Annotated in this window: 12 protein-coding genes; 2 read left to right on the forward strand and 10 right to left on the reverse strand. The window is 64.0% G+C overall.

Annotation, left to right across the window (positions count from 1 at the left end):
* Positions 1-176 precede the first annotated feature (176 nt).
* The gene (locus tag ACH488_RS21585; protein ID WP_397326645.1) at positions 177-584 is read left to right on the forward strand and encodes a VOC family protein; all 408 of its coding nucleotides are present in this window, start codon (positions 177-179) and stop codon (positions 582-584) included.
* 153 nt (positions 585-737) lie between these two features.
* On the opposite strand, the gene paaZ is transcribed toward ACH488_RS21585, so the two are convergent.
* The 10 genes from paaZ to ACH488_RS21635 all read right to left on the reverse strand — a co-directional run bounded on the left by paaZ (position 738) and on the right by ACH488_RS21635 (position 12,214).
* Positions 738-2,837, reverse strand: coding sequence for a phenylacetic acid degradation bifunctional protein PaaZ (paaZ, locus tag ACH488_RS21590; RefSeq protein WP_397326646.1), 2,100 nt, complete (start codon positions 2,835-2,837; stop codon positions 738-740).
* A gap of 154 nt (positions 2,838-2,991) precedes the next feature.
* Positions 2,992-3,702: a tyrosine-protein phosphatase gene (locus tag ACH488_RS21595; RefSeq protein ID WP_397326647.1), complete on the reverse strand. Its 711-nt coding sequence runs from the start codon at positions 3,700-3,702 to the stop codon at positions 2,992-2,994.
* A 144-nt stretch (positions 3,703-3,846) separates the two neighbouring features.
* On the reverse strand, positions 3,847-4,458 hold the full coding sequence (locus ACH488_RS21600; protein WP_397326648.1) for a GNAT family N-acetyltransferase: 612 nt from the start codon (positions 4,456-4,458) through the stop codon (positions 3,847-3,849).
* Between the two features lie 9 nt (positions 4,459-4,467).
* Complete coding sequence (locus ACH488_RS21605; RefSeq protein ID WP_397326649.1) at positions 4,468-5,331, reverse strand: 3-hydroxyacyl-CoA dehydrogenase family protein; 864 nt, start codon at positions 5,329-5,331, stop codon at positions 4,468-4,470.
* The gene (locus ACH488_RS21610; RefSeq protein ID WP_397326650.1) at positions 5,328-6,128 is read right to left on the reverse strand and encodes an enoyl-CoA hydratase/isomerase family protein; all 801 of its coding nucleotides are present in this window, start codon (positions 6,126-6,128) and stop codon (positions 5,328-5,330) included. Before ACH488_RS21610 ends, ACH488_RS21605 begins: the two co-directional genes overlap by 4 nt.
* Positions 6,128-7,354, reverse strand: a complete 1,227-nt coding sequence (locus ACH488_RS21615) for a thiolase family protein (protein ID WP_397326651.1) — start codon at positions 7,352-7,354, stop codon at positions 6,128-6,130. Before ACH488_RS21615 ends, ACH488_RS21610 begins: the two co-directional genes overlap by 1 nt.
* 133 nt (positions 7,355-7,487) lie before the next feature.
* On the reverse strand, positions 7,488-8,144 hold the full coding sequence (locus ACH488_RS21620) for a pentapeptide repeat-containing protein (RefSeq protein WP_397326652.1): 657 nt from the start codon (positions 8,142-8,144) through the stop codon (positions 7,488-7,490).
* Positions 8,144-8,602 carry an SRPBCC family protein gene (locus tag ACH488_RS21625; protein ID WP_397326653.1) on the reverse strand — a complete coding sequence of 153 codons (459 nt, stop codon included), beginning with the start codon at positions 8,600-8,602 and terminating at the stop codon, positions 8,144-8,146. The genes ACH488_RS21620 and ACH488_RS21625 overlap by 1 nt, the downstream gene beginning before the upstream one ends.
* A 238-nt stretch (positions 8,603-8,840) precedes the next feature.
* Positions 8,841-10,304: an amino acid permease gene (locus ACH488_RS21630; protein ID WP_397326654.1), complete on the reverse strand. Its 1,464-nt coding sequence runs from the start codon at positions 10,302-10,304 to the stop codon at positions 8,841-8,843.
* A gap of 275 nt (positions 10,305-10,579) precedes the next feature.
* The gene (locus tag ACH488_RS21635) at positions 10,580-12,214 is read right to left on the reverse strand and encodes an ABC-F family ATP-binding cassette domain-containing protein (protein ID WP_397326655.1); all 1,635 of its coding nucleotides are present in this window, start codon (positions 12,212-12,214) and stop codon (positions 10,580-10,582) included.
* Positions 12,215-12,370: 156 nt separating this feature from the next.
* Between ACH488_RS21635 and ACH488_RS21640 the strand changes: the two genes are divergently transcribed.
* On the forward strand, positions 12,371-13,099 hold the full coding sequence (locus ACH488_RS21640; RefSeq protein ID WP_397326656.1) for a lysostaphin resistance A-like protein: 729 nt from the start codon (positions 12,371-12,373) through the stop codon (positions 13,097-13,099).
* Positions 13,100-13,207: the final 108 nt, after the last annotated feature.

The following is a 13,207-nucleotide window of genomic DNA, read 5'->3' on the forward strand; positions in this document are numbered from 1 at the left end:
AGTGAATTTACGTCGTGTCGTGCTCACAAGAACACCTTCCCGCAGAATCCCACGATCCCGCTACTTCAGGTGTCCACCAACAGAGGCTAACCCCACACGCGGGCAGTCCGAACGGGAATCGTAAGGTCACGATGGCTGCCCCAAGCGTAAAATTTTCAGCGTAGGAGGTGGCCAAAATGCATCTAGCCCTCAACACAGCCACAACTGTCCTGCCCGTCGATGACATGAGCCGCGCACGCATGTTCTATGCGGAGAAGCTCGGCCTGCCGCACAGAGGCAAGACCTGGGATGGAAACGATTTGTTCGGCAACGACGGCGGCGCAATGCTACAACTGTTGCCCATCACGGATGGCATGCACTCCAGCCATACGGCACTTAGTTTTGAGGTTAAGGACATCGAACGCCTGGTAGCCGAGATGGAAGCACGGGGTGTCACATTCCAGGACTATGACCAGCCTGACCTCAAGACCGAGAACCATATCTGCACAACCGACGCCGAAAAGTGCGCTTGGTTCATGGACTCGGAAAACAACGTGCTCTGCATTCATGAAACCTTGGGCCAACAGGCCGAATACCAGCTGTAGTCAATCGAAAACGAAGAACGCCTTCCCGTTTGGGAAGGCGTTCTTCGTGAGAGAGCATCGCGTTTGACCGGCGATTCGGTGAGAGAGGATCCCACCAAATCGGCGATTCGGTGAGAGAGGGTCCCGCCAAGAGGGCGATTCGGTGAGAGAGGGTTACTTCTCTACGAGGGTGAGGACGTCGTAGGTGGCTACGATTTCGTCGTTCTGGTTGGTCAGGACGGCGTCCCAGGCAACCTCGCCGTACTCGTCCGTCTCACGCGGCGTGATCTTCTTGGCGGTCAGGGTCACACGGATCGAATCACCGGCGGCCACGGGCGTGATGAAGCGCAGGTTCTCCAGGCCGTAGTTGGCCAGCACGGGACCCGGAGCAGGCTCCACGAACAACCCGGCGGCCCAGCTCAGCAGCAAGTAGCCATGAGCCACGATGCCCGGGAAGAACGGGTTGGCCTCGGCGGCTTCCTGGTTGGTGTGTGCGTAGAAGGTATCGCCCGTGGAGTTGGCGAAGGCCGTGATGTCCTCAAGGGCCACCTGACGCAGCTCGGAACGAACTGCATCACCAATACGCAGCGTGGCAAGGGACTTGCGGAACGGGTGCTCGCCTTCGCTTTCGACGGTAAAGTTCCGGTCAGCCCCCGTGTGCCACTGGCCGGTAACAGCCGTGAGCATGTTGGGTGAGCCCTGGATAGCCGTGCGCTGCATGTGGTGCAGCACGGAGCGGATGCCACCGAGCTCCTCGCCACCGCCGGCACGTCCCGGGCCACCGTGGACCAAGTGCGGCACGGGCGAACCGTGCCCCGTGGAGGAACGTGCGTCCTCGCGGTTCAGCATGTGAACGCGGCCGTGATGGGCGGCAATCCCCAGAACCAGCTCCTGCGCCACAGCGGGGTCGTTCGTGCAGACAGAAGCCACGAGCGAGCCGGATCCACGGGCGGCCAGGCGCACGGCGTCGGCGAGGTCCTTGTACCCCAGGACAGAGGACACGGGTCCAAACGCCTCCAAGGAGTGGACTTCCTCGGCTTCGGCATCCGCCCAGCTCAGCAGTACGGGCGCCATGAAGGCACCATCCTCCACCACGCCCACAGCGCCCCCAACCGAGGTGACCGACGGCGCATCGAGGCTTCCGTACGCAAGCTCACCGCCGGCGTCGAGCATTGACTGGACAGCAGCCCGGACGTCGGCGAGCTGTTCCAGCGAAGCGAGCGCGCCCATGGTGACGCCTTCGGCGCGCGGGTCGCCCACAACAACGCGTTCGGTGATGCGGGCACCGATGGCGGCGGCGACCTCGGACGTCAGTGCGGCAGGGACGAGGACACGGCGGATGGCGGTGCACTTCTGGCCGGCCTTGACGGTCATTTCGGTGACGACGGCCTTGACGAAAGCGTCGAACTCGGGAGTGCCCGGGACGGCGTCAGGGCCGAGGATAGCGGCGTTGAGGGAGTCCGTCTCCGAGGTGAAGCGAACACCGCCCTGGACTACGTTTGGGTGCGACTTGAGGGAGTTGGCAGTCGATGCCGAGCCTGTGAAGGACACGAGGTCGCGGTAGTCGAGTTCGTCCAAGAGGGTCCGGGCCGAGCCGGAGATCAGCTGCAGGGAGCCGGCGGGCAGGATGCCGGATTCGACGATCGCGCGAACGGCGGCGGCGGCAACGTACCCCGTGGGAGTGGCCGGCTTGACGATGGTGGGAACCCCGGCCAGGAACGCTGGCGCGAACTTCTCCAGCATGCCCCACACCGGGAAGTTGAACGCATTGATCTGCACTGCGACGCCCGGGATGCGCGTGTAAATGTGTTCGCCAGCGAACGAGCCGTCCTTGGACAGGATCTCCATGGGACCGTCCACCACAACCTGCGAGTTGGGCAGTTCACGGCGACCCTTGGAACCGAACGTGAAGAGCACGCCAATGCCGCCGTCGATGTCGATCATGTTGTCGATCTTGGTGGCACCGGACTGCGAGGACTCGGCGTACAGCTCTTCGCGGCGGCCGTTCAGGTACATGGCCAGCTCTTTGAGCTTGAGTGCGCGCTGGTGGAACGTCAGCTTGCCCAGTTCGGTCTGGCCGGTGGTGCGCCCGAAGTTCACGACGGCGGCAAGGTCCAGCCCGTCGGTGCTCACGTTGGCCAGGACTTCTCCGGTGCTGGCATCACGGACCGGGACGGTCTTGGCTTCGGGGGCCGGAGTCCACCAGGCGTCCTGCACGTAGCTGGGGACGGTTGCAACGGCTGTGGTTTCCGGGGCGACTGCTGTTGTGGTCATCGTCGACGGGTCCTTCCAAGGCACATGAAAGCGGCACGGTCATCGCTGGAGAGGCCAACATTTACTGACCGGCCGTTCGGTAATATATACAGGGTACATGAAGGACCGGCCAAGGTCAGCAAGAAATTTTGCCGCGGCCGTATCAGCAGCCGTATCAGGCGGTGAGTTTCGCCTTTAGCAAAGCGATCTGGGCATCCGTAATGCCGTTGGCTCGCAGGTAGCCCTGCACGTCAAGCCCGGCAAGAAAAGCCACGAGCGCAGTGCGTCGACGCTCCAGCAGCGATTCAAGATCCGCATCCGGCAGGTAAGGATCGTGGGCGTGCGGCGCACCGTGGGTCCGGTGCCGCTCGTTGATTCCGCGGGCAGCCAACTCGTAGCCGCGGACGATCTCCCGGTCATCGACACCCGCCAGTCGCTGCAGCATCAACGCAATCACTCCGCTGCGGTCCCGCCCCGCGGAACAGTGGACCACCACTTTGCCCGGCGAGGCCGCAATCGCTTGAAAAACGAGCGCGATCTTGTCCGCAAACAGCGCGAGGTATTCCCCGTACTGGCCCGGCTCCTTGAGGTACGGACCAAAGAGCGTGGTGAACCGGCTGTGGTCCGGGTCTTCCGTTGGGCAGTGGACGACGTCGATCCGCGCCTTCACGTCGTCCGGCACCTCAGGATCGGTGTCGCGTTGCCGCCGCTCGCGCGAGGCGCGAAGATCGATCACGGTGCGGACGCCGTCGTCGTACATCTGCTGCCAGCCAGCCGCGGTGACCCACTCATGGCGGCCCATCCGGTACACATCGCCGGCGATCCGCCAGGCATTGACGGCGCCATCCCAAGGGACCGCCTGGGGCGCTGAAGTCATCCCATCCATAAGAGCCAGCTAACCACAGAGGTGTGCAACGCGAGGGGTTGGCTTCCGGGGGCTAGGGCATGCCTGGCTCCCAGAGGTAACCACAGAGGTGTGCACCGCGAGGGGTTGGCTTCCGGGGTTTAGGGGCATGCCTGGCCCCCAAAGCTAACCCCTCGGCGCAGCGGCGGTGTACTTGGACAGCCTGAACCACAAGCCGTTCCGGACGGCAGGCCATTCGTGCTCCAGGATGGAGAACACCACGGTGTCCCGCAGGGCTCCGTCGGCGCTGCGGGTGTGGTTCCGCAGCACCCCATCCTGCTTGGCACCGAGACGGGCGATCGCATCGCGGGATTGTTGGTTGAGCCAGTGCGTACGGAATTCGACGGCCGGGCAGCCCAGGGTCTCGAACGCGTGGCGCAGGAGCAGCAGCTTGGAATCCGGGTTGGTCCCCGTCCCGTGGGCGGACGCGGCGTTCCAGGTGGAGCCGATCTCGACGCGCGGCAGCACCGGATCGATGTTCATGTACGTGGTCATCCCGATCACCTTGCCGGTGCTGTTCAGCCGCGTGGCGAACGGCAGCATGGAACCAGCTTCCTGGAGGGCAAGCCGCCGCTCGATCTCCCCGGCCATTCCCTCTGGGGTGGGCACGGAGGTGTACCAGAGCTTCCACAGTTCACCGTCCCGCGCTGCGTCCACCAAGCCGTCGTGGTGGTCCGTGCGGAGCGGTTCAAGGGTGACGAATTGGCCGGTCAGGGTGATGGGTTCAATGGCAGTCACCCGGCCAGCCTAATCGTTCCAGTCGAAGAATCCCTTGCCGGTCTTGCGGCCCAGCTCGCCACGCGCCACTTTGTCCCGAAGGATCTGGGGCGGCGCAAAGCGATCGCCGAGCGTGGAGTGGAGGTACTCGGCGATGCCCAAACGAACGTCCAGGCCAACAATGTCCGTGGTCTTCAGCGGCCCCGTCGGGTGCTTGTAACCCAGCACCATGGCGGCATCGATGTCTTCGGCCGAGGCCACGCCTTCCTCGACCATGCGCATTGCCTCCAGCGCGATCGCCACGCCAAGCCTTGAGGATGCGAAGCCTGGCGCATCATTGACGACGACGGCGGTCTTGCCGAGTGCCTCGGTCCAGCTTTTCGCCGCGGCAGCAAGTTCGGGTGAGGTTTCCTTGCCCAGAACCACCTCAATGAGGGTGGAGGCGGGCACCGGGTTGAAGAAGTGAAGGCCTACGAAGTTGGCAGGACGTTGAAGCTCGTTGCCCAGGCCCGTCACGGACAGGGACGAGGTATTCGAGGCCAGGAAGGCATCCGCTGAAAGGTGTTCCTCCACTGAACGCAGTGCTTTGACTTTGAGGTCATAGTCCTCCGGCACTGCCTCGACCACGAGGCCGCAGTGGATGAAGGATTCGTAGTCCGTGGAGGTGCTGAAGCGGGACAGAGCCTCTTCCGGTGTCTCGGACAACGTGCCGCGTGCTGCCGACTTGGCCACTGCTTCCGAGACGCGGCCATGGGCCCCCGCCGCCGCCTCGTGGTCACGCTCCACGACGATCACGGTGGCACCCTTCGTCAGGAAGGCGTGGGCAATTCCGGCGCCCATGCGGCCCCCGCCGAGGACTCCGACCACGTGCGGGATGGCGGGAACTGCTGTCATTTCTGGGTCCTGCTCTCTGGCTCGGCTTTGTTGTTCTTCTTGTCTGCACCCTTCTTGTCCAGGAAGGCCTGCATGCGGTCGAACTTGGCCTGGGATTCGAAGAGGATTCCCTGGGCCAGGGTGTCGATCAAGGGGTGTGCTTCAGCGGGCGCATGGAACACGGACTTGGTGATGCGGACTGCCAAGGGGTCCTGTCGTGCAATACGGTCGGCCAAAGCGTGGGCTGCATCCATGAGTTCCGGAGCCTCGTAGATCCCCGTGATGAGGTTGATCCGCAACGCTTCCTCTGCCCGCAGCACCGCCCCGGCCAGGAGGATTTCCTTGGCTTTCGGCTCCCCGACGAGTTCCTTGAGTCGCCAGCTGGCACCGGCCGCGGCAAGGATGCCGAGGCCGGTCTCAGGGTTACCGATGCGAACGCTCGGCGTTCCAATCCGGAAATCGGCGGCGTAGGCGAGCTCCGCTCCCCCGCCCAGGCAATAGCCGTCCAACGCAGCAATGACCGGCATGGGCAGCTTCGCGATGCGCACGAAGATGGTGGAGTTGATTCCCTGGAGGGCATCGTCCCGGCGCCGCTCCCGCAACTGTCCAATATCGGCACCGGAAGCGAACACACCGTCGGTCCCGGCGATGATCAGCACTTTCGGGTTCTGTTCGAGCTCGGCGCAGACGGCGTGGAGCTCATCCACCATCTGCTGGTCAATGGCGTTGCGGACCTCGGGACGGTTCAGGAGAACGGTGAGGCGATCCTCGCGCTCCTCAACCAGGAGGGTGCTGAAGTCTTCGGGGTTCAGTGCCATTACACGCCTTCCAGCAGCATTGCAGTTCCTTGGCCCACGCCGATGCACATGGTGGCCAGGCCGAGCTTCCGTCCAACAGTAGAGGCGAGTTCACGCTCCATGCGGCCCAGCAGCGTAATGGCGATCCGTGAGCCGCTGGAACCGAGCGGATGTCCCAAACTGATGGCACCGCCGTCGTTGTTCACGATCTCCGGGTCAAGCCCCAGGCGACGCATGGTGGCCAGCGACTGCGTGGCGAAGGCCTCGTTGAGTTCCACCGCGCCCAACTGGTCTGCCGTGAGCCCCGTCCGCGCCAGGACCTTTTGCGTTGCCGGAACAGGACCAATGCCCATGATCTCCGGCTCGCAGCCGGCCGAGGCGCCGTCGATGATTCGGGCACGCGGCGTCAGGCCGAATTTCTGGATGGCCGACTCCGAAGCGACGATGATGGCGGAAGCGCCGTCGTTGAGGCTGGAGGAGTTGCCTGCCGTCACCACCGAACCGCCCGGAACGACCGGACGGAGCCCGGCCAGGACATCCATGGTGGTCCCCTCGCGTGGACCCTCGTCCGTGTCCACCACGATTTCGGACTTGCGGGTCTTGACCGTGACGGGAACGATCTCGTCCTTGAACCTGCCGCCGGCGATCGCTGCCAGGGCGCGTTCGTGGGAGCGGACGGCGAAGGCGTCGGCGTCTTCGCGGGAAATGTTGTCCACCCGGCCCACTTCCTCGGCGGTTTCCGGCATTGAGTACGTCATCTTGCCGTCGCGGGACAGCTCGCCCTTGGTGAAGAGCGGGTTGGCGAAGCGCCAGCCGATGGACGTGTCGAAAATCTGGCCCGGCTTGGCGAACGCAGTGGTTGGCTTCTCCTGCACCCACGGTGCACGGCTCATGGATTCAACGCCACCGGCAACAACAATGTCCGCCGCTCCCGACTTGATCATGTGGCTGGCCATGATGATGGCGCTCAGGCCCGAGGCGCAGAGCCGGTTGACCGTGATCCCGGGGATGTGGAGGGGAAGTCCGGCGAGGATGGTGGCCATGCGGGCGACGTTGCGGTTCTCCTCGCCTGCGCCGTTCGCGTTGCCAAGGATCACCTCGTCAATGGCGTCAGGGTCGACGCCGGCACGCTCCACTGCTTCCCGGACCACCAAAGCGGCAAGGTCGTCGGGGCGGACGGAGGACAACGCCCCACCGTAGCGACCGACCGGCGTTCGTGCGCCGCCAACAAGAAAAGCCTCGACCATGAGAACATCCTTCGCGAAGTGAAAGGGACCGGAACGGAATAATATACCGACCGTTCGTTCTATAAAGATTACACGGCCAGGCAAGCGGGTCAACAGATGTCTTCACGATCATCCACCGACCCGCACGCCCGGCTTAGACCACGCGGATACCCAGGTGCCCGGCGAGCAGCGGGGCGAGGAGGCTTAGCTGATAGTCGTCGATCACCACTCCGGACAGCCCCGCAAGGCCGTTGATTCCGCGGAACTCGGAGGTTCGGAGGTCCACGTCCTTGAGCTTTGCACCCGTGACGTCCAAAGAGCCGATGGTGCAGTTCTTCAAGGCAATCCGGGTTCCCGTGACACCACCAAGATCGAGTTCATTGATGATGCAATCCGAGATCTGCACATCCATCAGCTTGGAGCCGCGGAGGTTCACATAGTCGAGTTTGCCGCCGTCGATTCGGACAGAGCGCCAAGTGCCCTCGTAAAGTTCGGCCGAACCCCAGCGCGGGTTGGTGATCTCTACGTCCTGCCAGGAAGTCCGCGCCGCCGGAAAGACCGGGGCAAAGGGCTCGGACAGGACGCACTCCCGGAACGTTGCACCACGAAGCTGGGCCTCATTGAAGGAGACGCTGTTGAACTCGCACTCGATGAAGTCGGCGCCACTGAGCTCCTCGCCGTCCGCCGAGACGCGGGTGAGCCGGACGCCGTCGTACCTCTCGCCGCGCTGGAAGTCCGGGGCGTCGTCGTCGCGCAGTTCTTCCAACCGCACCGGCGAAATCTTGGGGGCCGCCACCTTCGCCGCCGCCATCAGAGGGATTCCGCCTTCGCAGCGATCTCGGCGAGGTCCTTGGCCAGGGCCTTGCGCGTGACGCTCATGCCAATCTTCCCGAACAACGCCATGGTGACCTTGCTCAGCAGCGTTGGCTTGATGACCTCGGCGCCGAACGTCAAGGTCAGGTCCGTTCCTCCGTCCCGCTCGCTCAGGGCAAATCGGGTGGTGTAATCGGCGCCGCCCTGGAGGGCCTTGACGGTGGTGCTGCGGGGCGGGTCCGTGTGGGACACCCACATCTCCACGGTTTCCTGGCGGCCCATCATGGTGCGGGTCTCTTTCCAACGGGTCCCTTCACCGTAGGGACCGTCCGTGAGCATTTGGATGGCGTCGATTCCGGAGATGGTTCCGGCTGAACCTGGGATATCCGAAATGACGGCCCAGACTTTCTCCGGGCTGGCGTTGACGTGCTGGGTCAGGGAGGTGGTGTGATCCATACATCGAGCCTAGACCCGGGCACTGACACTCCCAACTGATCATCCGCTGTGAGGCCCGCTGTGCGCCCCATTTCCCAAGCAGGGCCCACGCCGCCCGGGTTCCCTGACCGAGCTTGCGAGGTGAGGGAGGCGGTGGGGATGCAGAGCAGGCCCCGCAACGCGACAGAGCGGCCACGCAACCCGAAACGGCGGGCGCCCCCGCAAAGGAGGCACCCGCCGTCGAGCATTTGAAAAGGACCTAGCTGAAGAGTTCGCTCTTGGGCTGGTTGTTCTTGACCTTCTGCCAGCCAAGCCAGAGGACCACAGCGAAGAACGGGATAGTCGCGAGGGTCCACAGGCCCAGGAGGAACACATCCCCGGTGGCCTTGTCCGTGACGGTGTCGAAGCCGATCAGTACCGTGATGGCCAGCAGGGCGATCAGGCCCAGCCAGCTCGTCCACGGCGATCCCGGCATCGGCAGGGAGGAGACCTTGCCGCGTTTCTTGCGCAGCGCAATCTGGCTCGCGAAGATCGAACCCCAGGTGAAGATCACGCCGATGGAGGCCGTGTTGAGGGCGAGATCGAACGCGTGGGAACCGCCCAGCCAGATGTTGAGCAGGATGCCCACCAGGTAGACGCCGCCGATCGCCAGGATGGCCGCGTACGGCACGTGGCGGGTGGACATCTTGGTGAGCCACTGCGGGGCGTGCCCATTGTTGGCCATGGTGCGGAAGATCCGGCCGATCGAGTACAGGCCGGAGTTGCAGGAGGACAGAGCCGCGGTGATGACGATCATGTTCATCACATCGCCCATCCAGCCCAGGCCCATCTGCCCGAACACGGTGACGAACGGCGAGGTGCCGGCCTTGTACTGGTCGGACGGCAGCAGCATGGCCAGCAGGGTCACGGAACCGACGTAGAACACCACAATGCGGATCACGACGGCGCGGATCGCCTTGGGCACTTCGCGTTCCGGGTTCTCCATCTCACCAGCGGTAATACCGACGAGTTCGATGGCGTTGTAGGCGAAGATCACGGCGTTCAGGACCAGGATCATCACCAGGCCGCCCTTGGGGAACATGCCGCCTTCATCGTGGAAGAGGTTGCCCACGGACGCGTGGCCCGAGCCCACCTGCGCATTGGTGACCACCATGAACGTGCCCACGGCCAGGAAGATCACAATGGCGGCGACCTTCAGGCAGGAAGCCCAGAACTCGAACTCACCGAACGCCTTGACGCTGAACAGGTTCACGGCCACCAACAGCACCAGCGCTGCGATGGCGGACAGTTCCACGGGCACGTTCGGGAAGAAGAACTGGAAGTACAGGCCGATCGCGATGAGTTCGGCAATACCGGTCATGGCCCAGTTGATGAAGTACATCCACCCGGACAGGTAGGCGCCCTTCTTGCCGAACATTTCACCGGCGTAGCTCACGAACGAGCCCGAGGTCTGGCGGTACATGATCAGTTCGCCGAGGGCGCGCATCAGCAGGTAGGCGATGACGCCGGCAATGGCGTAGGAGAAAATCAGGGCCGGGCCCGTGGAGGCCAGGCGGCCACCGGCACCCATGAAGAGGCCGACGCCGATCGCGCCGCCCATCGCGATCATGGTCACGTGACGGCGGCTCAGGGTCTTCTGGTAACCCTCGGCACTGAGGGTGGAGCTCCCGTTGGCGGATGACGCCTTGGGGCTCTGGAGATCTGTGGGAGTACTTTGCGGCACAGCTGTTCCTTGTGGGTTGGGGTATTGCTGTTGTGGTTGCGCCGGTGCCGGAGCAGGGGCCGATCCGGCACGCAAAATTCGGATTTTTCCTCGTTGAGGAATCCTCTGTGTGACGCAGACCGCAGAACGCCGAACGTTCGGGCAACCCGTCCATCTTACGGCATATGACGCGGAGCTCGTGACGCAGGCAACAAACCTTTGCCGCCGGAGGCCAACGCGGGGTCACTCACGGCCCCTCCGGCGGGGCAACATGGGCCGGAAGTGACCCCGCGTTGCTAGAGGAGAGAGCCGTTCACCATCCGCCGGCGCACCCAGTGGCCAACGGGGACTGAAGAAGCGCAGCCATCGAACCACTCCCCCAGCGCACGGTCGTGGCTCACGATCACCACGGTGCCGCCAAAGCCAGCGAGCGCCTCCTCGAGTTGTTCCACGAGCACCGGCGCCAAGTGGTTGGTGGGTTCGTCCAGGATGAGGGTATCGAAGCCGCCCAGGAGCAGACGGGCCAGCGCGAGGCGCCGTTGCTGTCCCGCGGAGAGGCTTCCCACCGGAACATGGAACTCGGCGGGCCGGAACAACCCCAGTCGAAGCAACGCCTCCGCATGCCCGTCGATGTTCCCGCCGAGCCCTGCCGCGAATGCAGGGAGAAGCCGGAGCCCGGGTTTGGCCGGGATGTCCAGTTCCTGCCGCAAGTAGCCCACGGTGCCCACACGTCGCACCTCGCCCGAGTAGTGTTCGGAATCCCCGGCGAGCACGGACAGCAACGTTGACTTCCCAGCCCCGTTCGGCCCGGTCAGGAGCACTTTGTCGCCGGCGGATACCCGGAGGGACGTAGGCTCAAGGCGTCCGGGAACTGCAACACCGGAAGCCTCAATGGCACCATCGAGCCCATCAAGCGAGGCTGCCAACGCCAACGGTTCGGGGGGCCGTTCCACCGGGTTCTCTTCCAACCGGCGGAGCCGCTCATGGGCATTGCGGACCTTGCTTGCCGCGGCCCTTTCCCACGTGCCGGTTTTCACGCCGAACGCCATCTTGTCATTGTCGCGCCTGCGGCCGTACCCCATGCCGTCCGCCACCGTCGCGGCCTGCTGCTTCTCGGCGGCCATGGCGTGTATCCACGCGTCGTACTGCTGCACCCATCGGGCACGCTCAGCCGCCTTCTCGCCCAGATATCCCTCGTAGCCGTTGCCGTACCGCGTCACAGAACGACGATCAGCGTCCACTTCAATCACGGTGGTGGCCAGCTTCCGCAGCAAGACCCGGTCATGCGAAATCACGACGACGGTCCCCCGGTGGGCAGTCAACCTCGCTTCCAGCCACTCGGTTCCGGCGGCGTCCAGATGGTTGGTGGGCTCGTCGAGGAGCAGGGCATCCGCCGGGTCGGCCAACAAACAGGCCAGCGCCACCCGTTCCTGCTCGCCTCCGGACAGGGAGGAAAGCGTCCGACGCCGGTCCAAGCCTCCCAGCCCCAGCTTGTCCAGCGCTGAGTCCACGCGGGATTCGGCCGCGTACCCCTCCCGGAGCTGGTACTCGGTGCTGAGCAGCCCGTAAAGATCCAAGGACTCCTGGTCCGCCGCGGCCAGGTTCTCCTCCAAGTCCGCCATCCGGGCTTCCAGTGAGCGCAACGAGGAAAGGGAGGTGTCGATGGCATCCGCCACCGTCAAATGGGAGGGAAGTCCGTGGGTCTGCGCAAGGTAACCCACGCGGTAGCCGCCGGTGCCCAACGGACCGGCCGTGCCGCCGTCGGGCGTTTCCTCACCGGCGAGCAGGCGCAACAGCGTGGATTTGCCCGCGCCGTTTTCGCCCACGACGGCAAGGTGTTCACCGTGGTGGACCACCAAATCGACAGACGTGAAAAGTTCGCGGTCCCCGTAGCCGTGGGAAACGCCGGAAAGGTGAAGGTGATGGGTCAAGAGATGTCCTTGCAGGTCCGCAGTTAATGGCAGAACGCCATGTGGGCACTGGGAAGGCAGCCGGAAGAAGGGGCTGCTGTTAGGACTCCATCGCTCCAGCCTGCCCGGGCGGACGCTGTCCAGTCAAGTTACTGGCGGCAAAGCTAGGCTGGTCACATGGGCTCCCTTTCGACGCAAACCAGGCTGTACCGGTTCAACATCTTCGATGCTGCCGCCGTCGTGGCCTATGTGGGCTTCACGGCCTACTTCACGTTTGCCGGTGCGTCGGTGGAACGGCTCATGTTGCAGTTCTTCCCGGAGCCGGCCACGGCGTCCTATGCCGTGAACGCGATCTTCTATGCCGCCGTCGGAGTCTTCGCGCTGGCTTCGGCCTGGCGCGTGGTGGGGCGGGACTTCCGGATCCTGGGCACCCGGCCGTGGTTCACGCTGGGCATGGTCCCCCTGGCCGTGGTGGTCATGCTCATCATCACGGCAATCCTGGTTGCAGCCCTGGGTGGCGCGCAGAGTTCAGAGAACCAAATGGGCATCCAGGGCCTGCTGCAACACGTACCCGCATGGCTCATGGTGCCCCTTTTGGTGCTCCTTGGCCCGTTCGTTGAGGAATACCTGTTCCGGCACCTGCTGATCGGCAAGTTGTCCCAGTACGTCAACATCTGGATCTGCTGCATCGTGTCAACGGTGGTCTTCGCTTCGATCCACACCATCGGCAGGGAGGGCTTCGAACTGTCCGCCCTGGCGCCTTACCTGGGCATGGCCGTGGTCCTGGTGGGTGTCTACGTATGGACGGGCAGGAACCTGATGTTCTCTTACCTGGTCCACGCCGCCAAGAATCTGCTCGCCGTGGTCCTGATCTACTCGGTCCCCGCCGAGCTTCTCCCCAGTTAGCCATCAGCCCGCCCCCAACTAATACGAAAGTATTGGTGGGTTAGGCTGCGGTGACCGGGGTGATGGTGACGTTGTAGCCGAGGTTGTTGAGTTGTTTGATGGCGCGGT

This window comes from Paenarthrobacter sp. NPDC018779, from assembly GCF_044391085.1.
In the GTDB taxonomy this organism is placed as follows: domain Bacteria; phylum Actinomycetota; class Actinomycetes; order Actinomycetales; family Micrococcaceae; genus Arthrobacter.